Source organism: Bordetella ansorpii (assembly GCF_900078705.1).
In the GTDB taxonomy this organism is placed as follows: Bacteria; Pseudomonadota; Gammaproteobacteria; order Burkholderiales; family Burkholderiaceae_B; genus Bordetella; species Bordetella ansorpii_A.
Genome location: NZ_FKIF01000010.1, coordinates 700,117 through 722,967, shown reverse-complemented (window position 1 = coordinate 722,967; position 22,851 = coordinate 700,117). Strand labels below are relative to the sequence as shown.

Below are 22,851 nucleotides of genomic sequence, written 5' to 3'. Positions count from 1 at the left end.
TGGCCCGCCGCGGGACGAACAAGCCCGGCCTTTTTCGGCCAGGCATCTCCTGCAACGGGCGCGGGCGCGTCACGCCTCAGAGCGAGTGCGCCCGCCCGCGCACCAGGCGCATTCGATAAAGGCCCGATCCACGGCGGTCCTGATGATGGTTCCCGCCCGGCCGGCCATGGGCGCGCCTGGGCGAGCCCGGCACTTCATCGGGCGGCGGCAGATCGATGTCGGGATTGTCGGTATCCGGCTCCACGGGCAGGTCGCCCGGAGGCGGATCGGGCATTTCGGGCTCGTGGGGGGGAGGAACGTGGCTGCGCATCTGCTTGTACATTTTTCACCTCGTCATGATCGAACCGGAGTACGAAGTAGAAAGGGCTGCGCGCTCGATTCCACGTGGCGCGCCGGCGAGCCGAAACTTTCGCAAGCGCCGTGCCTGTCTCCTGGCGACCGGCCCTCTCGTTGATGCCGCCTTCACGCCGCGCGGCAGGTCCCGCCCGCCAGGCTCGCCTCCCTCAGAACAACACCGACCGCGCATTCTTCGCGCGCGGCTGCGGGGCCGACCCGTCCGCCCAATTGGATTCCGTCCTGTCATCGGCGCGAGCCCGGCCCTGCGCCGCGGCCTCGTCCTGTTGCCGGGGAACGGGCTTGGGCTGATTGGGAACCGTCACGGGTCCTGCGGGCGGCAGCACTTTGCCTTGGCTCTGCGGCATGGGCTTTCCTTCCTTGTCCGTTTGCGGCGTGGCGGACGGCCCGGCGGGTTTGGCGGCGCGGGGGGGCGATGTCATGTCAAGTCCTCCTTGAATCCGCGCCCTGGAAAGGCCGGGGCGCTGGCGTTCTCCGAATGCAAGCACGCCGCGTACCCGCGGGTCCGCTGCTTGCTCCATCATCTGCCCGGCGGCGGCGCCCCCTGCCCCGCCCTGTCCGCCCGGCATCGGCCGCTCACGCCGTATCGCCGGAACTTTCTACCGGCCCGTGCAAAATCCGCGCACCGGCCGCTTCCGACCCAGGAGCCTCCATGGACCTACAAGATCGAGCCACGCCGTTCTCCGACGACGGCATGCGCACCCTGCGCAGCCGTACCGCCCGCCAGCAGCAATGGCTGGACGAGCTGGACGCCATCCTCAACGACAGCAGCCACACCGACGTGGAAACCCTGCGCGCCCGCGTGCAGGCGCAATTGGGCAAGACCCGCGCCGCCTTCGACGCGCTGTCCGAAAGCACCACCGACCTGGCCCATGAAGCGCGGCAATGCGCCGAGAACTACGTGCAGGACCGTCCCTGGCAATCCCTGGGCGCCGCGGCGGGCATCGGCCTGCTGGTCGGGATGCTGATCGGCCGCAACTGACGACCCGCGCGGAACGGGAGCGGGCCGGCGGGGTCCGTCGCGGACCCGCGCCGCGTCCCGCTCCCGCTTTCTCCTGCGGCGAATGGGCATAGGCCTTGCGAACGGCGGCGTACGTATCGTCCCCACGCAAAGGAGCTTCCCATGGCACCAAGGCAAGGCCCGCCCACCCCGCCCACCGCCGACACCCAGCGCAAGATCCAGCGCGAGCAGGATGCGCGCGACGCCGCCACCCAGGGCGGCGGCGCAGGCCAGACCCAGCCGCCTTCAGGCGGCCGCCCGGTTCCGCCGCTGCCCGCCCAGCATCTGCAAAAGCCCGGTCTCGAAGCCCGCCTGGACGAAGCCCCGCAATTCCTGGCGCCCGGCTATCGAGGCAGCGGCAAGCTGGACGGCATGGTCGCGCTGATCACGGGAGGAGATTCCGGCATCGGCCGCGCCGTGGCGGTGCTGTACGCCCGGGAAGGCGCCGACGTCGCCATCGTCTACCTGGACGAGGATACCGACGCCCGCGAAACCGCCAGGCACGTCGAGCAGGAAGGCAGGCGCTGCCTGACCATCCAGGGCGACGTGCGCGATCCCGCCTTCTGCCGCGAAGCCGTCGCGCGCACGGTGAAAGACCTCGGCAAGCTCGATATCCTGGTCAACAACGCCGCTTTCCAGGAACATGCCGAATCGCTGCTGGACCTGACCGACGAAAGGCTGGACCAGACCTTCCGCACCAACATCCTCGGTTACGTACAGATGGCCCGCGCGGCCCTGCCGCACCTGAGCATCGGTTCGTCGATCATCAATACCGGCTCCGTGACCGGGCTGCGCGGCAACGGCGCGCTGATGGATTACGCCAGCACCAAGGGCGCCATTCACGCCTTCACCTGGTCGCTGGCCGCGAACCTCGCGCCGCACGGCATACGCGTCAATGCGGTGGCGCCGGGGCCCGTATGGACGCCCCTGAACCCCGCCGACCGCCCGGCGCACGAGGTCGAGAACTTCGGCAAGAACACCGCGATGGGCCGGCCAGCCCAGCCGGAAGAACTGTCGCCCGCCTATGTTTTCCTGGCCAGCCATGCCTGCGCCAGCTACATCACGGGGCTGGTGCTGCCGATCACCGGATCGCCGGGGTTCTAGGGGCCGCCGGGTATCCGGCGGGGCCGGACGACGACGGGGGCACCGCCTCTGCCGTCCGGGCCGCCTGCCCTGCCAAGCCGATGGGCGGCGCCGCGCTAACCGCGCTCTTGGCGTCCATGGGCGGGATCGGATTGTCCCGTGCCCCCATCCTTGCCGCCATTGCCTTGCTGCGCGCCGGGATACCGCCCTCCCTGCTCGTACTCCGGCCCCTTGGGATTGGCCTGGCCGCCCTGGCCGGGATTGGGTTTCTCCCCTGGCGCCCGCCCGTAATCCGGTTCGTCGGCGCCGAAATTTCCGCTTTGCCGCGTGTGTTCCTCATGTCCGGCGGACTTCTCGCGCGGCTGCTTCGGATCGCCCGTGCCCGCCGGCGTGCCGCCTGATTTACCGCTCGTGTCTTCTTCGCGCATGGCGTCTTCTCCTTTCCAACGTGGCGCGGCGCAAGCCGGTTCAGTACCGGCAGGCGCCGCGCCGCGATGAACTTCTTACAGAGCGTGCAACAGGGGCGTGGCCCGCGGGTCAGCGCCCCTGCACCTTCAACGCCGGCGGCCGTTGCCGCTGCCGCTGCACATCAGGAAGATCCCCGCCAGCAGACCCACCGCCAGGCCCACGCCGACGATCTTGCCGGTGTTCTGCTGCACATACGTGCCCGCCGAATCCGCAATGCGGTGATAGCTGTCGAGCGCGCTGCGCTCCCAGCCGCCCGCGTGCTCGCGGGCACGCTCCATCTGCTGTTTCAGCCGGTCGCGGGCCACTTCCATCTCGGCGCCGCCATAAGAGGCGGTTGCGCGCAGCAGGTCGTCGGCACTGTCGGTCAGATCGCGCAGACTGCGCTTGACGCGGCGACGGGACTCGGCAACACGGTCTTCACGAAAAAACATCGAATTCTCCTTCTGCAGGTTGCGCACGGGCCCGCTATGGCCGTGCGTGAACCGGCCATGTCAGCAAGCGGCATGCCCGGCCCCGAGGCGACACGGCCTGCCTCGTCCTACGACGCCCACCATTGTTTCAGGGTGGCCCGCATGGCCTCGCCACCCTTGGCATCGGCCTGCAACGCCCGCAGATAGGCCTTGACCTGCTTGAACTCGACGTGCGGAGGCAAGGGCGGCATCTCGGGATCCACTCGCACCTCGAGCACGACCGGCCGGTCCGCCCGCAGCGCCTGGTCCCATGCCGGCCCGACCTCCGCGGGCTTGTCCACCTGGATGCCTTCCAGCCCCAGCAGACGGCCATATGCCGCATACGGAAAGGCGGGCAGCCACTGCGACGCCTCATAGCGCGGACTGCCCGAGGTGGCACGCTGCTCCCAGGTCACCAGGTTGAGATCGCCGTTGTTCAGCACCAGCACCACCAGCCGGGGGTCCTGCCACTGTTTCCAGCGGTCCGCGATGGTGATCAGTTCGTTGATGCCATTCATCTGCATGGCGCCATCGCCCACCAGCGCGATCACCGGCCGGTGCGGATGCGCCAGCTTGGCCGCCAGGGCATACGGCACGGCGCACCCCATGGTGGCCAGCCCGCCGGACAAGGACGCCATCATGCCGGGCCGCAGCTTCACATCGCGGGCGTACCAGTTCGCCGCCGAACCCGAATCGCAGGCGATGATGCTGTCGTCGGGCAGCCGGGAAGACAGCTCCCAGAACGGCAACTGCGGATTCACGGGCTTGGCCGCCACCTGGGCACGCGCCTCCAGGGTGCTCCACCAGCGCGCCACGCGGCCCTCGATCTGATCGCGCCATTTGCGCGCCTCCTTGCGCTGCAGCAGCGGGATCAAGGCCGACAGCGTCATCCGGCTGTCGCCCACCAGGCCCACCTCGACCGGGTAGCGCAGGTTCAGGTTGCGGCCGTCCACGTCGATCTGCACGGCGCGCGCCTGCCCCTCCGGGGGCAGGAACTCGCCGTACGGGAACGAGGTGCCGACCAGCAGCAGCGTGTCGCACTCGTTCATCAGATGCCAACTGGGCTGCGTGCCCACCAGGCCGATGGCGCCGGTCACGTACGGCAGATCGTCGGGCACCACGCCCTTGCCCAACAGGGCCTTGGCCACGCCCGCGCCCAGCAGTTCGGCCACTTCCCGCACCTCGGCCCCGGCGCCCAAGGCGCCCGCCCCGACCAGCATGGCGACGCGCTCGCCGCGGTTCAGGATATCGGCGGCATTCTCCAGGGCCTGCCGGTTGGGGACGGCGGCATGCGACGTGACGCCAATCCCTGTGCGCACCGTGCCGTGCTCGCGCGGCGGGCTTTCCACGGCGGGCAATTCCTGCACGTCGTTGGGCAGGATCACGCACGTCACGGCGCGGCGTTCGAGCGCGATGCGCAGCGCCCGGTCGATCAGGTGCCTTACCTGCGTGGCGTCGGCGGCCTGCTGCACGAAGTCGTGCGCCACGTCCTTGAACAGCGACACCAGATCGACCTCCTGCTGGTAATCGCCGCCCAGCGAACTGCGCGCCTGCTGGCCCACAATGGCCACCACCGGCTGGTGATCCAGCTTGGCGTCGTACAGGCCGTTGAGCAGATGAATGGCGCCGGGGCCGGAAGTGGCCAGGCAGACGCCCGCCTGGCCCGTGAACTTGGCGTGCGCGCAGGCCATGAAGGCCGCGGCCTCTTCATGGCGAGGCTGCACGAATTCGATGCCGTGGTCGTCACGCCCCAGCGCCGCCATCATGCCGTTGATGCCGTCGCCCGGATAGCCGAAGACGCGGCGGATGCCCCATTGCGCCAGCCGGCGCACGATGAAATCGGAAACAGTGTCCATGCGGTACTCCAGGAAAACGCGCCCGCCGCCATGACCGCCAAGCCACGGGCATGTACATCGGGTGCGATCCGGAGCCTCAGCAAAGACCATGCCGCCGAGTTGGGCCGATCGGCGCCGCCGGCCCACGTAACGCCAGGAAAATCCGCGTAACGCCGCTTTTCCGGTCATAGGAAATCTGCCCGTAACTCCTTATCCTGGCCGCTGGTTCAGGCCCATCTGGCCAGATCCTGCCAAGGCAAGGACGGCGAATCGCTCAACGTGATGCAGCGCCTGGACATGCTGGACGATCCGGCACTCGCCAAGGTCGTTCGACCGCACCGTTGACGTGACAAAGGGCGGCGGCCCCACCGGCCCGCCGCCCTTCTGGTCCAACCCGTGAAGCCTCAGCCGCGTTCCTTGCCAGCCGCGTCGGACGCGTCCTTGTCGTCATCCGTGGCATAGCCCGACAACTCATATTCTTCGAGCCGGTTGTAGAGCGTCTTGGCGCTGATGCCCAGCACCTCGGCCGCCTGCTTCTTCACCCCGCCGCAGCGTTCCAGCGTCGCCAGGATCAGGCGGCGGTCCGCCTCGGCCAGCGTCACGCCCACCGGCACGGTGATGCGGCCCGAGGCCTGGTCGCGGCCGGCGCCGGGCGAAACCTGCGGCATCAAGGTATCGGCCTGCAGTTCGACGCCGTCGGCCATGATGTAGGCGCGCCGCACGAAGTTCTTCAGTTCGCGCACGTTGCCCGGCCACGAGTACGAGGCAATGGCCTGCCTGGCCGCGTCGGAGAATCGCTTGGACGTGCCGTGCTCGGCATTCTGCGCATCCAGGAAGCGGTCGGCCAGCAACAGCACGTCGTCGCCACGGTCGCGCAGCGGCGGCAGGTTGATGGGGAACACGCTGAGCCGGTAATACAGATCCTGGCGCAGGCGCCCATCGCGCACGGCCTGCTCCGGATCGCGGTTGGTGGCCGCCACCACGCGCACATCGCACGCGATGTCCTTGTTGGTGCCTACCCGCATGAAGCGGCCCGTCTCCAGCACGCGCAGCAGCTTGACCTGCAGGTCCAGCGGCATTTCGGTGACTTCGTCCAGGAACAGCGTGCCTCGGTCTGCCCGCTCGAAGTAGCCCTTGTGCTGGCGCTCCGCGCCGGTGAAGCTGCCCCGCTCGTGGCCGAACAGTTCGCTTTCGATCAGGTTGGGTGAAATCGCGCCGCAGTTCACCGCCACGAACGCTTCCTTGCGGCGCGGGCTGAGCGCATGCACCGCCTGGGCCGCCAGTTCCTTGCCGGTGCCGCTTTCGCCGACCAGCATCGTCGTGACGTCGGTAGGCGACACGCGGCGCAGTTGCTGGTAGAGCTGCTCCATCTGTGCAGAGGCGCCCACCAGCGGGCCCAGCCGGCCGGGCTCTTGTGCCCCCCAGCTGGCCGAGGTCTCGCCCGCCTGGCTGGCCACGCGGTCCAGAATTTGCTGGAGGCGTTCCATCGAGACCGGCTTGACCAGGTAATCGGTGGCGCCGCAGCGCAGCGCTTCGACGGCGCTGTCGAGGCTGCCATAGCCGGTGATGACGACCACCGGCACGCTGGCGCCGGAAATCTTCTCGAAAATGTCCATGCCGCTGGCGCCGGGCAGGCGCACGTCGGTCAGGACCAGATCGGGCAGATGGCGCTCGAATTGCAGGTACGCCTCTTTCAACGAGGCGGCGCCGGCCACCGAGTAGCCGCTTTCCCGGGCGATCTCCGACAGGACTTCCCGTACATCTTCATCATCGTCGACGATCAACAGATGAGGCATTGATACTCCGTAACGCTTGAGCCTGGATAGTGTTGCGGTGGCGGACCTCGCCGTGTCCATCGAACGGACGATCAGTGAAATCCGGAGCGAAATAAAAGCGTCTGAACAGCCGGCCACGCGCCGGCCTTGAATGTCGGACTTCCAGCGTACAACGGCGATCTCTTTTCGGACGTAAACAATCGAGACAAGGGACGAACGTTTTCGCTTACTTGCATTTGGTCTCAGTTTCGCATGCGCTTGGGCCTAAGATTTGCTGAAGGGCTGCAACCCGCCGCCCCCTAGGATGTGCCGCATGCTGAAAGATACCCCGCCCCGCCAGGATACCGCCACCGACGCCATCGCCCTGGGCCGCAGTCCGGCCATGCGCGACCTGCAGGCCTTGGTGACGCGCGCCGCGCCCACCGATGCCAGTGTCTTCCTCGTCGGCGAGAGCGGCACCGGCAAGGACATGATCGCCCAACGCATCCACGCCGCCAGCGACCGCCGCGAGGGCCCCTATATTGCCCTGAACTGTGGCGCAGTGAGTTCCAGCCTGGCCCACGCCGAACTGTTCGGTCACGAGAAAGGCAGCTTCACCGGCGCCCTGGCCCGCACGCCCGGCTATTTCGAACACGCCAGCGGCGGCACGCTGTTCCTGGACGAACTGACCGAAATGCCTATCGACATGCAGGCGCACTTCCTGCGCGTGCTGGAGACCGGCACCTATCGCCGCGTGGGCGGCACCGACGTGCTGCGCACCAACGTACGCATCATCTCCGCCACCAACCGCGATCCGCAGGAAGCCGTGGCGCAGGGGCGCCTGCGCGAAGACCTTCTGCACCGCTTGCTGGTCATTCCCATGCGCGTGCCGCCGCTGCGCGAACGCCGCGAGGACATTGCGTATCTGGCCCAGCAGATGCTGGATGACCTGAACCGCCGCTACGACTCGAACAAGAAGCTGGGCAAGCGCCTGCTGGAAAGCATGGACGCCTACGATTGGCCCGGCAACGTTCGGGAACTTCGCAACGTTGTGCAACGGGCCTACCTGATGTGCGATGACGTGCTGCACTATGAACTCGTCCCGTCCGTGCGTGCACCGGCCCTCGATCCCGGCTCCGATTCGCTGGCCTTCGCGGTCGGTACGCCCCTGAACGAGGCGCAACGCGAACTGATCCGCGCAACGCTGAACCTGCACCACGGAGACAAGCGGCGCGCGGCCGCCACCCTGGGCATCAGCCTGAAGACCCTCTACAACCGACTGAACGCCTACGGGCTGGATGCTCAGGGCGCGGCCTGAAGAAGCGCCTTTCCGCGCCCGCCACCCGTAAAGCGAGGAGATACCGTGGCACACGCAGCACAAGAACTTCGCATGCGCCAGCAGACCCTGCTGGCCCCGCGCCTGCAGCAGTCCATCCGGCTGCTGCAGATGTCCGCGCTAGAGTTCACCACCGCCGTGCAGGATGCATTGGCAACCAATCCCTTCCTGGAAGACGGCGAGGATGCCGAGCACGGCAATGGCGCCGCCTCCGCGCAGGACGGCCAGGAGACCGCATCGGAAGACGGGGCCGCCGCGCCTGCCCCCGAGGCGGCCCCCGAGCCGCAAGCCGACTTTGCCGACTCGCCCCTGCCCCAGGCCGAGGGGTCGGCCTATTCTGGCGATTACCCCACCCATGTCCGCAACGACGCAGGCCCGGCTGCCGATCTCAGCCAATGGATCGCCGCCCCCGTGTCGCTGCGCCAGCGCCTGTCGGGCGAACTGGGCAATTACCCCCTGACGGTACGCGACCGGCTGCTGGCGGAGTTCATCGTGGACGCGCTCGACGAGGACGGCTATCTGCACACCAGCATGGAAGAACTGGCCGGCTCGGCCGCATTCGATCCCGCGCCCGACGCCGCCGAATGGGCCGCCGCCCTGAAGCTGGTGCAGCAACTGGACGTGCCCGGCCTGGGCGCGCGCGACCTCACCGAATGCCTGTCGCTGCAGCTGTATGCGCGCGATGACGTGCCGGGGGACATTCGCGATGCCGCGCTGGGCATCGTGCGCGGCAACCTCGACCGCCTGGCCCGCAACGACATTGCCGGCCTGCAGCGGGCATTGGGCGTGGACGCCGACACGGTGCAATGCGCCTGCGAACTCGTTCGCACCCTGGATCCCAAGCCGGGCCGCCAATATGCTTCCGACGCGCCCAACTATGTGGTCCCGGACGTGATCGTCAGCAAGGTGCGTGGACGTTGGCAAGTGGTGGCCAACCGCCAATCGATGCCGCAGGCCCGCTTGAACCGCACCTACGCCGACCTGTTCCACCGCGCCCGCATGGATGAGCGCAGCCCCATGGCGCAGGAGCTGCAGGAAGCGCGCTGGCTGGTCCGCAACGTGGAGCAGCGCTACATCACCATCCGCCGCGTGGCCGAGGCCATCGTGCGCCGCCAGCAGACCTTCTTCGAATACGGCGACGTGGCCCTGCGCCCGTTGATGCTGCGCGACGTGGCCGACGAACTGGAAATGCACGAATCCACCGTCTCGCGCGCCACGGCCAACAAGTACATGATCACCCCGCGCGGGCTCTTCGAGTTCCGCCATTTCTTCTCGCGCGAATTGAGCACCGATACCGGGGGGTCGTGCTCGGCGGCCGCCGTGCGCGCGCTGATCAAGGAATACATCGACGAGGAAGATCCGCGCACGCCGTTGTCGGACGTGGTGCTGGCGCAGCGCCTGGCCAGCAACGGCGTGGTGGTGGCGCGCCGCACCGTGTCGAAGTACCGCATCCAGATGAAGGTGCCGCCGGCCGAAATGCGGCGCCAGGGCTGAGCGGGACCCGGCCGGCAGGGATGGCCCGGCCACCCTGCCGCCGAAGTGTGCCCCCCCCAAAGACAATGGCGCCCCGCGAGGAGCGCCATTGTCATGGCGTGGCGGTGGTCCGCCAGCGCCGGCCGGGGTATTACTTCGAACCGCCGGTATTCGGATAGCCCGCGGGCGGCGAGCCACCGGGGTTCTGCTGACGGGTCGGCAGATTGTCGTTGGCCTCGCGGTGGCGCGGGCTCATCGTGGTGCCGGTGGTGGGCGTGCCCTGGCCGCTCATGTGAGCGTTATTGCTGGACGACCACGAGCCCGTGCTGCTCTTGCCCTGCGTGGGCGGACCGCCGGCGGGCGCATCGGTCGGCGCGGCGGGCTGGCGGCCCGGCGCGGGCGCGGTGCCCGGCTGCGTGGCCGTCGTATCGTTCGGCGTCATGGACGGCGTGATCGGCGGGTTGGCAGTGGGTTGCGTCGAGGAGGTCTGCGCGGCGGCGGCGCCGCCCATCATCAGGCCACCAGCGACCATGGCAGCGGCGAGGACTTCATTCAGATATTTCCGGGATCTCATGAGCAGGCTCCTTGGGAGATTGAACGGAGCACTCCTATCCGCAAGCCGCGTGCCCATGAAGGACCTTCCCAGGGAACACGGGCCGGCTCGCGGGCGGCGTGGTCCGGGTCCCTGAGGAATTTACCGGCGCATGCAAATAATGATCTTCAGACGACGCCAGCGCAGGGCGCGATCTTCGCTGGACGATGAAACGGGCGGCTCGCCCGATGACGAACCGCCCGTGCAGCGGGATTCCGCGTCCCCGCGAGCTGCTCATGCCTGCCGGCGGCGAGCGCCGCCGGCCATCGGCATCACGCTGACCTGGGGGCCTCGATGGCCGCCGATTTCTTGCGGCTGCCGAAGAAACGGCCCAGGCCGACCACCAGCAGCGCGCCGATGACTTCAGCGGCGATCTTCGCGACGCCAGACACTTCGCCGAAGTGCTGGACCACGACCACGTCGGTGACCAGCATGCCGCCGGCGATCCAGCCCAGCAGCGCGGCGCCGAAGGTGATCACCAGCGGATAGCGGTCGATCAGCTTCAGGACCAGCGTGCTGCCCCAGATGATGATGGGCACGCTGATGACCAGGCCGAAGATCACCAGGCCGATCTGGTGATCCGGGTCGGCGCCCTGCGCGGCGCCGGCGATGGCGATGACGTTGTCCAGGCTCATGACGAAGTCGGCCACGATGATGGTCTTGACCGCGCCCCAGATCGAAGCCCCACCCTTGACCTCGTGGTTCTCGTCCTCGGGAATCAGCAGTTTCACGCCCACCCACAGCAGCAGCAGCGCGCCCACGACCTTCAGGTACGGGATGGTCAGCAGCGTCAGCGCGAAGGCGATGAGCACCACGCGCAGGCCGATGGCGCCAGCCGTGCCCCACAGAATGCCCTGCATGCGCTGCTTGGGCTGAAGGTTGCGGCAGGCCAGCGCGATGACGACCGCATTGTCCCCGCCCAGCAGGATGTCGATGAGAATGATCTGGAATACCGCCGCCCAGCTCAGGGTCTGGAGAAACTCGAGCACGTCTTACCTCCCGGAATATCTTGTGCTTTTAAGATTGGGCGGCCGGCCTGCGCCATGGAGACCGGCCGCAGGATGCGGGCACGCCGGACGGCTTCCCGCCACCGCGTACCCGCGGAATCAGATGTCGTCGAAACCGCCGCCGTCGTCGAAACCGCCGTCGTCATAACCCGACGACGGGTCGCTGGCGGCGTCATCGGCGGCGGCGTCGGGCGCGGGGTCGGCGGGCGGTTGCGCGGCATGGGCATCGTTGCCCCCGAACATGCCGCCCAGCAGGCTGCCCAGCATCATGCCGCCGGCCACGCCCACCGCCGTCTGCATGGCGCCCGCCAGGAAGCCCCCTCCGCCACCGGCGCTGCGGCCGAAGCCAGCCGACAGGCCGCTGGCGGGAGCGGCCGGCGCCGCGGCGCCCGGCGCGCCGCCGAAGCCCGTGCCGGGCGTGGCGCCGCCGCGCTCACCCAGCGCCCCGACATTGCGGCCAAAGCCCTGCGCCCCGCCCAGCGGCGCGAAGCCGCGGGCCGAATCGCCGCCCTGCCCTTGCGGCTGGCCCTGCTGGGCGCCCTCGAGTTGGGCGATGCGCTGCTGCGCCGCCTTCAGGGCCTGCTCCTGCACCATGACGGTTTGGGCCAGGTAGTAGGCCGAACCAGGCTGGGCCGCCAGCCGGTCGCCGATGTATCGCTCGGCTTCCCCGTCGCGCGGCGCTCCTTGGCGCTCGACTTCCTGCAGGCGGGTGAAAATGCTTTCGATCGCGTCGCGGTCCTGTTGATTCATGAAAGACTCCTCATATGCATGCCGGCAACTGCCGCCGTGGACAGGCCGCCCCGGTGCCGCCAAAGGGCGCCAGTTTAGCCTTTCTTACAAAAACCTGAATAAGAACTTTCAACCTCGCAAAAGTTCAACCCATTCCTCGGGCCGATCACGTCATTGATTTGGTAAAATTGGTTACACTTTTGCAGGCTTGGGCTAGAATCGCCTGGCCGGCACAGACGTCACGCGCCAGCAATCCTTGAAGCGAGCCCCATGAGCAACAACGCCAGCCCTACGCGCACGATCTTTGTCTACACGGAAGAGCAGCGCGGCAACCAACTCGTCGAATCCGTCGTCATCGGCATGCTGTCCGACGTATCAGGCTCCGAAAAGCTCATTGTCGTCAAGGATCCGCAAAGCGGCGTGCAATTCGTCTACCGCGTCCAGCACGAGACGAACAACCTCGACGCGGCCGCCATCACCGACTTGTCTCCTGTGCTGTTCGACGGACGCAGCAGCACGCAGTTCAGCGGGATCAACTTTCGCCTGGGCACGCCCGACAACGCGCTGCGCCTGCTGCGCGGCAAGCCCAACTGGATCCAGGACAAGGGCTGTGTATTGTCGGTGCTGCTGCAGAACGCGGCCGCCCGGCGTCCCATCCTCATTGGCCGCCACATCCAGCGCGACCGCATCACCAAGATCCCGGGCGATGCCCACATCGAGTACCTGGCCGACCGTTTCGCCAGCGCCAGCACCCTGCCCGAGGACGACGCCCTCGCGGCGGCCACGCAGCCGCTGTGCGCGCAACCGACCGACGCGCCGGAACCCTGACACCGACCGGTTGGCGCGGGTGCCGCGCCCCTGCCGCCTTTGCCCCTCCGCAAGCTGGCATTCCCAGCGGCCGCCCATCCATACAGACTGTCCCCATGCGGGGCGTGGCCAGGCAGGCCATGCCACGACGGGCTGCCCACGTTACACTGCCGGGTCGAGCGCCTTCGACGCGCCGTCCATGACAAGCCCGATGCCCATCAAAGACTCGCTCTTCCTGGCCAGCCAGTACCTGGCGCCGCACCACCTGGTTTCGCGCCTGGCCGGCGTGCTCGCCGAAAACCGGACGCCCTGGCTGAAAAACCGGCTGATCGGCAATTTCGTGCGCGACTACGGGGTCAACATGAGCGAGGCGCTGCTCGAAGACCCCCTGGCCTACGAGAACTTCAATGCCTTCTTCACCCGCGCCCTGAAAGATGGCGCGCGGCCGGCCTCGCATGCGCCCGGCGCCGTGCTCTGTCCGGCCGATGGCGGCATCAGCCAGCTGGGTGCCATCGAGCAGGGCCGGATTTTCCAGGCCAAGGGCCACGCGTTCGGCCTGACCGATCTGCTGGGCGGCGACGCCGCGCGCGCGCAACCCTTCGAAGGCGGATCGTTTGCCACCATCTACCTGTCGCCGCGCGACTACCACCGCGTACACATGCCGGTGGCGGGCACGCTGCGCGAGATGATCTACGTGCCGGGCCGGCTGTTCTCGGTCAACCCGCTCACCGCCCGCAACGTGCCGGGCCTGTTCGCGCGCAACGAGCGCGTGGTGTGCCTCTTCGACACCGAGGCATACGGCCCGATGGCGCTGGTGCTGGTGGGGGCGATGATCGTCGGGTCCATGGAAACCGTATGGGCCGGCCGCATCGCGCCGCACCGCAACCGGGTGGAAACCACCCGCTACGATCCGGCCGCTGCCGTTCCCGTGCGCCTGGACAAGGGCGCCGAGATGGGCCGCTTCCTGCTGGGGTCGACCGTGGTCGTGCTGTTCGGCAAGAATCGCGTGCGCTGGGCCGGCGATACCGCCGTGGCGGGCCACGCGGTGCGCATGGGCGAACTGCTCGGCCTGCCGGCCTGAGCGGCGCGCCGTCATTCAGGCGGCACGGGCGCGGCGCTCGCCGGACCGGAACGCTGGCTGCGTCATCACGCTGGCGCCGAAGGCCGCCAGGCGGGCCGCTTCCGCGCCCGCTTCAGCGCGCCGGCGTTTCCCAGGGGAAGTCGATCAGGTCGCCATACAGCTTGCGCAGCGTGGCCTTCACCTGCGGCGACTCTTGATAGATCCTGATGAACTGGCGCAGGCGCGGATCGCCGGCACGGTCGGCGCGGGCCACCCAGCGGATGGCGTAGCGCCTGATGGTGTCCGGATCGGTGTTGTCGAAGGCCAGGCCATCCTTTTCGTCGATGCCGGCGTGCTTGGCAAAGGTCGTGTAGGTGACCGAGGCCGTCACGTCGTCGAACGTGCGCGCCGATTGCGAGCCTTCGAGCTGCACCAGGCGCAGCTTGCGCGGATTGGCCACGACGTCCTGCAGCGTGGCCTGGTGGCCCGTGCCTTCACGCAGCTTCAGCAGGCCGACCGACTGCAGCAGCAGCAACGCGCGCCCCGTGTTCACCGGGTCGTTGGGCACGGCGATGGTCGCGCCCTCCGGCACCGTGTCGCCCCGCTTCAGCTTCTTCGAGAACAGCCCGATGGTGGTCGAGTAGCCATAGGCCACCGGCACCAGCTCGGCGCCCCGGCTCTTGTTGAACAACTGCAGGAAAGGCTCGTGCTGGAAGAAGTTGGCATCGATCGAGCCGTCGGCCACCGCGATGTTGGGCAGCACCCAGTCGCTGAACTCGACCAGCTTCACCTCCAGGCCCTGCTTGCGCGCTTCTTCGATGGCCAGTTCGGTCGCCTGGTTGGCCACGCTGGCGATCACCCCGATGCGCAGCGGCGGCGGGGGCGACGCCGCCTGCGCACCGGCGCCCATCGCGAACAAGGCGGCGGCAAGTCCGAGACGGCTCAGGAAGGAATGGACACGCGACATGAAAATTTCCCGGGGAAGTGAAAGAGCGGGTTGCCCGATCCCGCTATCATAGGCGGCTTGAGTCCCACCACCCTGGATTTCCCTCATGAACGACAGACAACTCGTCGCCCTCGCCGCCATGAACATGATCGCCGCCGTGGGTGCCGGCGCGTTCGGCGCCCACGGCCTGCGCGGCGTCCTGTCGCAGGACCTGATGGCGGTCTGGCAGACCGGCGTGCTGTATCACCTGGTGCATGCCCTGGGACTGTTCGCCGTGGCCCTGCTGCTGGCGCGCTACGGCTCGCCGCTGCTGTCGACCGCGGGCACGGTCATGTTCGTGGGCATCGTGCTGTTCTGCGGCAGCCTGTACGTGCTGGCCCTGACCGGCACGCGCTGGCTGGGCGCCGTCACGCCCCTGGGCGGCGTGGCCTTCCTGGCCGCCTGGGCCATGGTGGCGTGGGCCGCCTGGCGGGCGCCCGCATGATGACGCGCCACGGCATTGCCCTTTCAGGGACGCGATGACCGCCTCCCCCGCGCAACGCTCGCCGTTGGCGGGCATTGCCTGCGTGGCCGCGGGCATCCTGTTCCTCACCATCAGCGACGCCACGGCCAAGCTGCTGGGCGAGGACTACAGCCCGCCGCAGATCCTCTTCCTGCGCGCGCTGATCGCCCTGCCCTTCGTGCTGGCGCTCACCACCAGCCTGGGCGGACGCCGGGCGCTGCGCACGCAGCATCCCTGGCTGCACCTGGGCCGCGGCGCCATCAACGTGGTGTCGGCGGGCTGTTTCTACCTGGGACTCGCGGCCATGCCCCTGGCGGAAGCCACCGCCATTTCGTACGCCGCGCCCTTGTTCGTCACGGCGCTGTCGGTCTTGTTCCTGAAAGAGCGCGTCGACGGCCCCCAATGGATCGCCGTGGCGGCGGGGTTCGCCGGCGTGCTGGTCATCGTGCAGCCGGGCGCGGCCAGTTTCCAGCCAGCGGCGCTGCTGCCGCTGACCACCGCGGTGCTGTACGCCGTGATGATGATCACCGCGCGCGCCATCAGCGGCGCCGAGGGCATGCTGACCACCATGTTCTACATCGTGGCCGCGCAACTGGCGGCCAGCGCCGTCCTGGCGCCCTGGTTCTGGTCGCCCGTGCAATGGGCCGACCTGCCGCGCTTCGGCGCGGTGGCGCTGTTCAGCACGCTGGGCCTCACCTTCATCACGCAGGGATTCCGCATCGGCCCGGCGTCGGTGGTCGCGCCCTACGACTACACCGGACTGCTGTGGGCCACGCTGCTGGGCTGGCTGATCTGGCGCGACGCGCCAGGGCTGGCGGTGTGCGTGGGCGCGATCTTCATCGCCGGCAGCGGCGTCTACATCGCCTGGCGCGCGGCCCGGCCTCGCCACAAGCGCGCGGGCGGCGCAGCTTAGCCGGCCCGGCCTCGCCATCGCCCGCCATGCAAGCCGCCTCCCACAGGCGTACCATGGCGGGCGGTATTGCCCACACGATTGCCACCGCCAAAGAGGATTCCCCCATGAAGCTGTACTACCTGCCCGGCGCCTGCTCGCTGACCATCCACATCGCCGCGAAATGGGCCGGCCTGCCCTGCGAACTGCAGGCGGTCGAACGCGACAAACTGAAGACCGATTTCCTGGCGGTCAATCCGATGGGCGCCGTGCCGGCCCTGGAAGACGACGGCTGGGTGCTCACCCAGAACATCGCCATCCTCGAATACCTGAACGAGAAGGCCCCCAAGGCCGGCCTGCTGGGCAACGACTCGCCGCGCGGCCGCGCCGAAGCCCGCCGCTGGCTGGCTTTCATCAACTCCGACGTGCACAAGACCTTCTCGGTCCTGTTCGGCGCCCCGCGCTACGTGGCCGCCGAAGCCACCCAGGAAGAACTGCGCGCCTCGGCCGCCAAGATGCTGCGCAACCTGTTCACGGTGCTCGACACCCAGTTGAAGGGCCGCGACTACCTGGCCGCCGACAAGCCCTGCGCCGCCGATGCCTACCTGTTCGTGGTGCTGCGCTGGGCGCACGCCAAGCAGATCGACCTGAGCGGCCTGGACAATATCGCCGCCCACTTCCAGCGCATGAAGGCCGATCCGGCCGTGCAGGCCGCGCTGAAGGAAGAAGGCCTGGAATAATCCGGGCCATTCGCAGGGAGCGGAAAGAATAACGGCCGGGCATGGCGCCCGGCCGTTTTCTTTTTTATTGCCTTGCTTTACTACGGGTGCTGCTTCGCCTTGCTTGACTGCCTTGATTGCCTTGCTTTTTCAATACCCCGCCATCCATGCCCGGATGGCGTACAGCTTGTCATTCGATCGGATTGCGCGGCAGCGCGGCGCCGGGGCCGACGCGTTCGGTGATCAGCGAATAGTGTTCGGGACGGCGGTGACGCGCGAAGTCGAACACGTTCTTGCGGAAGGTGTCGCCCAGGCCCAGGTCGGCGTTGACCACCAGCACCTCGTCGTCCTCGGTCACGGCCTGCGCCGCGATCTCGCCCGTGGGGGCCACGATGACCGAGCCGCCGATCATGTGGAAACCGTCCTCCGAGCCACACTTGGCGGCGGCGGCGGCCCACACGCAGTTCTGGTAGGCGCTGGCCTGCAGCGTGATCAGGTGGTGATGCATGCGCAGGTGCACCGGCTCGGGCCAATGGATGTTGACCGACGGCGTGTTGTAGCCCAGCACGACGATCTCGGCGCTTTGCAGCGACATCATGCGCCACGTCTCGGGCCAGCGGCGGTCGTTGCACAGGGCCATGCCGATGCGCGCGCCCATCGTGTCCCACACCCCGAAGGGCTCGTCGCCCACGGTGAAGAATTTCTTCTCCAGATGCTGGAACGGCGCGTCGGGCTTGTGGTCGTCATGGCCCGGCAGGTGGATCTTGCGGTACTTGCCCACGATCTTGCCGGTCTCGTCCACCAGGATGGCCGTGTTGTACGGCACGCCCCGCGGGGTCAGTTCGGCATAACCCAGGTAGAAACCCACGCCCAGGCGGCGCGCGTCGTCGAACAGCGGCTGCACGTCGGCGTTGGGCATCGTGGCCTCGAAGAAGCGGGCCTGGGCCTCGCTGTCCTCCATCCAGTAGCGCGGGAAGAACGTGGTCAGCGCCAGTTCCGGGAACACCACCATCCTGGCGCCACGGCCATGGGCTTCGGCCAGCATGTCGCGCAGGCGCCTGACCACCATCGCCCGCGTATCGGCCAGGTGGACCGGCCCCATCTGCGCCACGGCCAAACCCATTTTGCGCTTGTCTGCCATCTCTCGTTCTCCCTTGAGTGCGTTATCTCGGCAAGCGCGCAGCATGCCAAGTGTCGCGGCCGCCGTAAAACCCCGGATGCGCGCTTCCGAAAACCCGCGCTCTCTGCCGCGATACCGGCAGGTTATGCAATACCCACAAAATTCGATGGCTGTTCGCTGACCTGGTCCCACATACGGGACCGGCTGGGAATTGGATGCGGGAGAGGGCAAAAGGTTTACCGCCGCGCAGGCGGCGGCAGGAACCGCTTGCCGGCGCGCGCGCGCGTCTTTCAGGCAGGCTTGGCGAGCACCGCGCGCAAGGCATCCAGGAAGCGCCGGCCCAGCAGGGGCAGCGGCGTCAGGTTCGACTGGGTGGCCCAGACGGGCGCGGACAAGGCGGGCTCGATCGGCCGCACGGTGACTTCGGCCGGCATCTTGGCCAGCGAGGTGCTGTCCACCATGGCCGGCCCTATACCCTGCTGCACGCAGGCCAGGGCGGATACGGGCGAGTGCACCTCGATGGCGGCCGGCATGACCGGCTCCGAGCCGAAGAACGATCGCAACGCCGTGCCCAACGGCGTGCCGGGCGGGTATCCGATCCATGCGCTGGATGTGAAATCCTGGGGCCGGATCACGTCGTGTTCGGCCAGGGGATGATCGGGCGGGACGATGCATACCAGCGCATGCTCGCCCAGCTTCTCGGAATCCAGGCTCGGATGATCGGGCGGAGACATCGAAATCGACAGATCGGCCTGGCCCGTCAGAAAATAGCCCACCAGTTCATCGTAGGTGGCGCTGCGGAAATCCACCCGCGCCCGCGGATTGCGCGCCAGCAGCCGCGCCAGCGCCTGGGGCACCAGCCGCTGGCCGTAACTGGCGCTGGTCACCACCCGAAGCATGCCCGCCCCCTTGCGGCCCAGGTTGGCCGCCAGGTCGTTCACGCGCTGGATGCCGCCGTACACCTGCTCGACCTCCGCGAACAGGCGGCGCGCCTCGGGCGTGGGCGCCAGCCGCCCGCGCACGCGTTCGAACAGGGGATAGCCCAGCCGGCTTTCGGTCAGCGCCAGCACCCGGCTCAATGCGGGTTGGGAGACGTGCAGCGCCCTGCCCGCCGCGCTGATCGAGCCGGACATCATGATGGCGCGGAACACTTCGAGCTGGCGCAGATTCAGCGGCCGCGCGGCGGATCCGTCCTCGTCACGCGGCTCGTCCAGCGCATCCATCCCTGATTTCCTTTTGATTGCATCGATAACCCGGGATTATAGGTTTTATACATTTTTCGATAATCGCCCAAACAAGCCCGGTGATAACCTGCGCTTCTTCGCACTGCAACATTTCCAAGGGGAAGCACACATGATGCATCGATTTTTCAAGCGCGGCCTGACGGCGCTGGCCGTCGTCGGCGTTCTCGCCGCCACGGGCGCCCAGGCCCAGGAAGCCTATCCCAGCAAGCCGGTCACGTTCATCGTGCCGTCGGCCGCCGGCGGCTCGCCCGACGTGCTGTCGCGTCTGTTCACCACCCAGCTGTCCAAGGACCTGAAGGCCACCTTCGTGGTCGAGAACAAGCCGGGCGCCGCGGGCAACATCGGCATCATGCAGATCAAGCGCGCCGCCGCCGACGGCTACACGATCGGCTACGGCAACATCAACACGCTGGCCGTGAACCGCTCGCTGTTCAAGAAGCTGCCCTACGACGTCGACGCCGACCTGATGCCCGTCGCCCACCTGTTCAACCTGTACAACGTGCTGATCGTGCCCGCGGATTCGCCCGTCAAGAGCGTGCGGGACCTGATCGACCGCGCCAAGGAAAAGCCCGGCCTGATGTCCTACGGCGCCTCGGGCGTGGGCACCACCGGCCACATGGGCGGCGAACTGTTCAAGAGCATGGCCAAGGTTGATGTCATGTTCATTCCGTACAACGGCGGCCCCGCCGCGCTGCAGGACCTGATGGGCGGCCGCCTGGACTTCATGTTCTCGAACACGTCCGAAGCCCTGCCCCTGGTCAAGAGCGGCAAGCTGCGCGCCCTGGGCGTCAGCAGCCTGAAGCGCCTGGCCCTGCTGCCCGACGTGCCGACCCTGGACGAAGCCGGCCTGAAGGGCTATGAAACCGTGGCCTGGGGCGGCGTCGTCGCTCCCAAGGGCACGCCGGCGGACCGCATCGCCACGCTGAACGCCGCCATACAGAAGGCCCTGAAGGAAAAGGCCGTGCTCGACGGCCTGGAAGCCCTGGGCGCCGAACCCGCCGGCGGCACGCCGGAAGCGTTCGCCAAGCTGATGAACGACGAAACGGCCAAGTGGGCGCGCATCATCGACGAAGCCAAGATCGAAAAGCTGGACTGAGGACACAAGAAGACCATGCGGCTGGAGGCAGACTTCATCGTGACCGGCGCCATGCTGGTCGACGGCACCGGCGCGCCCGCGCGCCGGGCCGACCTGGCCGTGTCGGACGGACGCATCGCCCGTATCGGCACGTTCGACTTACCGCCGGACGTGCCGGTGATCGATGGAAGCGGGCAAGTGCTCGCGCCCGGCTTCATCGATTCGCACACCCACGATGACGGCTACCTGCTGGCGCATCCCGACATGCTGCCCAAGGTGTCGCAGGGCATCACCACCGTGGTGACCGGCAACTGCGGCATCAGCCTGGCGCCCGCCGTGACGGCGCCGGTGCCCCAGCCCCTGGACCTGCTCGGCCCCGCCGAGCTGTTCCGCTTCAAGACCTTCGGCGACTGGATGGACGCGCTGCGCGCCACCCCGGCCGCCGTCAACGTCATTGCCCTGGTCGGCCACACCACGCTGCGCGTGGCCGCCATGACCGATACCGGCCGCGCCGCCGACGAGGCCGAGCGCATCGCCATGCGCCAACTGCTGGACGATGCCCTGCGGGCCGGCGCCTTCGGCATGTCCACGGGCACCTTCTATCCGCCGGCGGCGGCCGCCCCGACGGATGAAATCATCGACGTCGGGCAACCGCTGCGCGGCGTCAAGGGCATCTACGCGACCCATCTGCGCGACGAAAGCGACCAGATCGTCCCCGCCGTCGAAGAGGCGCTGGCGATCGGCCGCGCGCTCGATTGCCGCGTGGTGTTCTCGCACCACAAGCTGGCTGGCGAACGCAACCATGGCCGTTCGCGCGAGACGCTGGACATCATCACCCGCGCCGCCGCGAACCAACCCGTGTGCCTGGATTGCCATCCCTACCCCGCCACCTCGACCATGCTGCGCCTGGACCGGGTCCGCCTGGCCAGCCGCACGATGGTGACGTGGTCCAAGGGCTATCCCGAGGCCACCGGCCGCGACTTCGCCGACGTGATGGCCGAACTGGGCCTGGACGACGAGGCCACGCTTGCCCGCCTGGCGCCCGCCGGCGCCATCTACTTCCTGATGAGCCAGGACGACGTCAACCGCATCTTCCAGCACCCGCTGACGATGGTCGGTTCCGACGGCCTGCCCTTCGATCCGCATCCGCACCCCCGCCAATGGGGCACCTTCACCCGCGTGCTGGGCAGCATGGTGCGCGAGCAGAAACTGCTGACGCTGGAACAGGCCATCCACAAGATGACCGGCCTGGCCGCCGAGCAGTACGGCCTGGCGCAGCGCGGCCTGCTGCGCGAGGGCTACCAGGCCGACCTGGTGCTGCTGGACCCCGAGCGCGTCACCGACGCCGCCACGTTCGAGTCGCCGGTGCAGGCCAGCCGCGGCATCCACGCGGTCTGGGTCAACGGCCAGCAGGTCTGGGACGGCCAGTCGACGGGCGCCGCGCGGCCCGGCCAGGTGCTGACGCGCGCCACGGCATAGGCGCAGGCATAGAAGCAGGCACAAGCGTAAAATCACCGCCCTTATGAACGCACCGATCTTCGACAACGCCGCCGAGGGCTATCTCGGCGTCCTGGGCGGCATGGGCCCGCTGGCCGGCGCGCAGTTCGCGCTGCGCGTGGCGGCGCTGACCCCCGCCCCCAACGACCAGGCCCACATCCCCGTCATCCTGCGCAACGACCCGCGCATCCCGGACCGCAGCACCGCCCACATGGCGGGCGGCCCGAGCCCGCTGCCGGCCATGCTCGCCGGCATCCGCTTCCTGGAAGCCTCCGGCTCGCAGGTCATCGCCATTCCGTGCAACACGGCGCACCTCTGGTACGACGAACTGGCCGCCGCCGCGTCGGTGCCCGTGCTGCACATCGTGCAATCGGTGATCGACGACCTGGTGCGCCAGGGCGTGCCCAGCGGCCGCATCGGCCTGATGGGCACCACCGCCACGCTGGCGCTGGGCCTGTACCAGCGCCACCTGGAAGCCGCCGGCTACGAGTGCATCGTGCCGACCGACGAAGAAGTCGAACGGGAATGCATGGGCGCGATCCGCGCGGTCAAGGCGGGCCAGATGGAAGCGTCCATCGAACCGGCGGTGCGTTGCGTGAACCTCCTGCGCGACCGTGGCGCCGACGCCGTGGTGCTCGGGTGCACCGAATTGCCGCTGGCCATTCCGCATGCGTTGCGCGCCGGCCTGGGCCCGCTGTCGGATTCGATCGATGCGCTGGCGCTGGCGGCCATCGCACATTGCCGCCCTGGCATCGCCCTCGCCTGACGCGCCTCGGCGGCGCCCCCCCCTGCCGTCGTGGCGGCTTGCCTGGCAGGACTGGCTCAAGCCCGCCTCACGCCGCCGATTGCCGGATACGCACCGGAATCGACGTGTACGACGGCGTGCCGCTGTCCTGGTCGCTGTAGTCCAGC

Annotated in this window: 24 protein-coding genes; 12 read left to right on the top strand and 12 right to left on the bottom strand. The window is 68.2% G+C overall.

What is annotated here, in order from left to right:
- Positions 1 to 76: 76 nt before the first annotated feature.
- Positions 77 to 322: a hypothetical protein gene (locus tag A6745_RS27545; RefSeq protein WP_066134764.1), complete on the bottom strand. Its 246-nt coding sequence runs from the start codon at positions 320 to 322 to the stop codon at positions 77 to 79.
- A 181-nt stretch (positions 323 to 503) separates the two neighbouring features.
- Positions 504 to 776 carry a hypothetical protein gene (locus A6745_RS27540; RefSeq protein WP_066134761.1) on the bottom strand — a complete coding sequence of 91 codons (273 nt, stop codon included), beginning with the start codon at positions 774 to 776 and terminating at the stop codon, positions 504 to 506.
- A gap of 230 nt (positions 777 to 1,006) precedes the next feature.
- Here A6745_RS27540 and A6745_RS29165 point away from each other — a divergent pair, with 230 nt between their 5' ends.
- On the top strand, positions 1,007 to 1,336 hold the full coding sequence (locus A6745_RS29165) for a DUF883 family protein (RefSeq protein WP_066134759.1): 330 nt from the start codon (positions 1,007 to 1,009) through the stop codon (positions 1,334 to 1,336).
- A gap of 141 nt (positions 1,337 to 1,477) precedes the next feature.
- Positions 1,478 to 2,458, top strand: a complete 981-nt coding sequence (locus tag A6745_RS27530) for an SDR family oxidoreductase (protein ID WP_066134756.1) — start codon at positions 1,478 to 1,480, stop codon at positions 2,456 to 2,458.
- A gap of 95 nt (positions 2,459 to 2,553) precedes the next feature.
- On the opposite strand, the gene A6745_RS27525 is transcribed toward A6745_RS27530, so the two are convergent.
- From A6745_RS27525 to A6745_RS27505, 4 genes are all read right to left on the bottom strand, one after another.
- Positions 2,554 to 2,865, bottom strand: coding sequence for a hypothetical protein (locus tag A6745_RS27525; RefSeq protein WP_156513572.1), 312 nt, complete (start codon positions 2,863 to 2,865; stop codon positions 2,554 to 2,556).
- A 126-nt stretch (positions 2,866 to 2,991) separates the two neighbouring features.
- The gene (locus A6745_RS27520; RefSeq protein ID WP_231886101.1) at positions 2,992 to 3,363 is read right to left on the bottom strand and encodes a DUF883 family protein; all 372 of its coding nucleotides are present in this window, start codon (positions 3,361 to 3,363) and stop codon (positions 2,992 to 2,994) included.
- A gap of 80 nt (positions 3,364 to 3,443) precedes the next feature.
- The gene (locus tag A6745_RS27515; RefSeq protein WP_066134749.1) at positions 3,444 to 5,210 is read right to left on the bottom strand and encodes a thiamine pyrophosphate-requiring protein; all 1,767 of its coding nucleotides are present in this window, start codon (positions 5,208 to 5,210) and stop codon (positions 3,444 to 3,446) included.
- A 383-nt stretch (positions 5,211 to 5,593) separates the two neighbouring features.
- On the bottom strand, positions 5,594 to 6,985 hold the full coding sequence (locus tag A6745_RS27505; protein ID WP_066134743.1) for a sigma-54-dependent transcriptional regulator: 1,392 nt from the start codon (positions 6,983 to 6,985) through the stop codon (positions 5,594 to 5,596).
- A gap of 361 nt (positions 6,986 to 7,346) precedes the next feature.
- Here A6745_RS27505 and A6745_RS27500 point away from each other — a divergent pair, with 361 nt between their 5' ends.
- Both A6745_RS27500 and A6745_RS27495 read left to right on the top strand, forming a co-directional pair.
- The gene (locus tag A6745_RS27500; RefSeq protein ID WP_066134927.1) at positions 7,347 to 8,261 is read left to right on the top strand and encodes a sigma-54 interaction domain-containing protein; all 915 of its coding nucleotides are present in this window, start codon (positions 7,347 to 7,349) and stop codon (positions 8,259 to 8,261) included.
- A 45-nt stretch (positions 8,262 to 8,306) separates the two neighbouring features.
- Complete coding sequence (locus A6745_RS27495) at positions 8,307 to 9,773, top strand: RNA polymerase factor sigma-54 (protein WP_066134740.1); 1,467 nt, start codon at positions 8,307 to 8,309, stop codon at positions 9,771 to 9,773.
- Positions 9,774 to 9,903: 130 nt separating this feature from the next.
- Here the strand turns inward: A6745_RS27495 and A6745_RS27490 are convergent, their stop codons facing one another.
- The 3 genes from A6745_RS27490 to A6745_RS27480 form a co-directional block, all read right to left on the bottom strand.
- On the bottom strand, positions 9,904 to 10,326 hold the full coding sequence (locus tag A6745_RS27490) for a hypothetical protein (protein WP_231886100.1): 423 nt from the start codon (positions 10,324 to 10,326) through the stop codon (positions 9,904 to 9,906).
- Between the two features lie 290 nt (positions 10,327 to 10,616).
- On the bottom strand, positions 10,617 to 11,333 hold the full coding sequence (locus tag A6745_RS27485; protein WP_066134737.1) for a TerC family protein: 717 nt from the start codon (positions 11,331 to 11,333) through the stop codon (positions 10,617 to 10,619).
- A gap of 117 nt (positions 11,334 to 11,450) precedes the next feature.
- Positions 11,451 to 12,101, bottom strand: coding sequence for a DUF2076 family protein (locus A6745_RS27480; RefSeq protein WP_066134736.1), 651 nt, complete (start codon positions 12,099 to 12,101; stop codon positions 11,451 to 11,453).
- 249 nt (positions 12,102 to 12,350) lie between these two features.
- Here A6745_RS27480 and A6745_RS27475 point away from each other — a divergent pair, with 249 nt between their 5' ends.
- The gene (locus tag A6745_RS27475; RefSeq protein WP_066134733.1) at positions 12,351 to 12,908 is read left to right on the top strand and encodes a hypothetical protein; all 558 of its coding nucleotides are present in this window, start codon (positions 12,351 to 12,353) and stop codon (positions 12,906 to 12,908) included.
- Between the two features lie 190 nt (positions 12,909 to 13,098).
- Positions 13,099 to 13,968: an archaetidylserine decarboxylase gene (asd, locus tag A6745_RS27470; protein ID WP_066134730.1), complete on the top strand. Its 870-nt coding sequence runs from the start codon at positions 13,099 to 13,101 to the stop codon at positions 13,966 to 13,968.
- Between the two features lie 112 nt (positions 13,969 to 14,080).
- Here asd and A6745_RS27465 read toward each other — a convergent pair whose 3' ends face one another.
- Positions 14,081 to 14,914, bottom strand: a complete 834-nt coding sequence (locus tag A6745_RS27465) for a MetQ/NlpA family ABC transporter substrate-binding protein (protein ID WP_066134727.1) — start codon at positions 14,912 to 14,914, stop codon at positions 14,081 to 14,083.
- A gap of 85 nt (positions 14,915 to 14,999) precedes the next feature.
- Between A6745_RS27465 and A6745_RS27460 the strand changes: the two genes are divergently transcribed.
- From A6745_RS27460 to A6745_RS27450, 3 genes are all read left to right on the top strand, one after another.
- On the top strand, positions 15,000 to 15,377 hold the full coding sequence (locus A6745_RS27460; protein ID WP_066134724.1) for a DUF423 domain-containing protein: 378 nt from the start codon (positions 15,000 to 15,002) through the stop codon (positions 15,375 to 15,377).
- Between the two features lie 34 nt (positions 15,378 to 15,411).
- Positions 15,412 to 16,308, top strand: a complete 897-nt coding sequence (locus A6745_RS27455) for a DMT family transporter (RefSeq protein WP_066134720.1) — start codon at positions 15,412 to 15,414, stop codon at positions 16,306 to 16,308.
- Positions 16,309 to 16,412: 104 nt separating this feature from the next.
- Complete coding sequence (locus tag A6745_RS27450) at positions 16,413 to 17,024, top strand: glutathione S-transferase N-terminal domain-containing protein (RefSeq protein ID WP_066134718.1); 612 nt, start codon at positions 16,413 to 16,415, stop codon at positions 17,022 to 17,024.
- A 169-nt stretch (positions 17,025 to 17,193) separates the two neighbouring features.
- On the opposite strand, the gene A6745_RS27445 is transcribed toward A6745_RS27450, so the two are convergent.
- Positions 17,194 to 18,144, bottom strand: coding sequence for an N-carbamoyl-D-amino-acid hydrolase (locus tag A6745_RS27445; RefSeq protein ID WP_082853330.1), 951 nt, complete (start codon positions 18,142 to 18,144; stop codon positions 17,194 to 17,196).
- Positions 18,145 to 18,413: 269 nt separating this feature from the next.
- Positions 18,414 to 19,346: a LysR family transcriptional regulator gene (locus A6745_RS27440; protein ID WP_066134715.1), complete on the bottom strand. Its 933-nt coding sequence runs from the start codon at positions 19,344 to 19,346 to the stop codon at positions 18,414 to 18,416.
- 133 nt (positions 19,347 to 19,479) lie between these two features.
- On the opposite strand from A6745_RS27440, the gene A6745_RS27435 reads away from it, so the two are divergent.
- The 3 genes from A6745_RS27435 to cuyB are packed head-to-tail and all read left to right on the top strand — an operon-like array spanning position 19,480 to position 22,705.
- On the top strand, positions 19,480 to 20,463 hold the full coding sequence (locus A6745_RS27435; RefSeq protein ID WP_066134923.1) for a Bug family tripartite tricarboxylate transporter substrate binding protein: 984 nt from the start codon (positions 19,480 to 19,482) through the stop codon (positions 20,461 to 20,463).
- Positions 20,464 to 20,478: 15 nt separating this feature from the next.
- A complete protein-coding gene (locus A6745_RS27430) occupies positions 20,479 to 21,921 on the top strand; it encodes an N-acyl-D-amino-acid deacylase family protein (protein ID WP_066134712.1) in 1,443 nt (480 codons plus the stop codon).
- Between the two features lie 43 nt (positions 21,922 to 21,964).
- Positions 21,965 to 22,705, top strand: coding sequence for a cysteate racemase (gene cuyB / locus A6745_RS27425; RefSeq protein WP_066134709.1), 741 nt, complete (start codon positions 21,965 to 21,967; stop codon positions 22,703 to 22,705).
- Positions 22,706 to 22,851 lie beyond the last annotated feature (146 nt).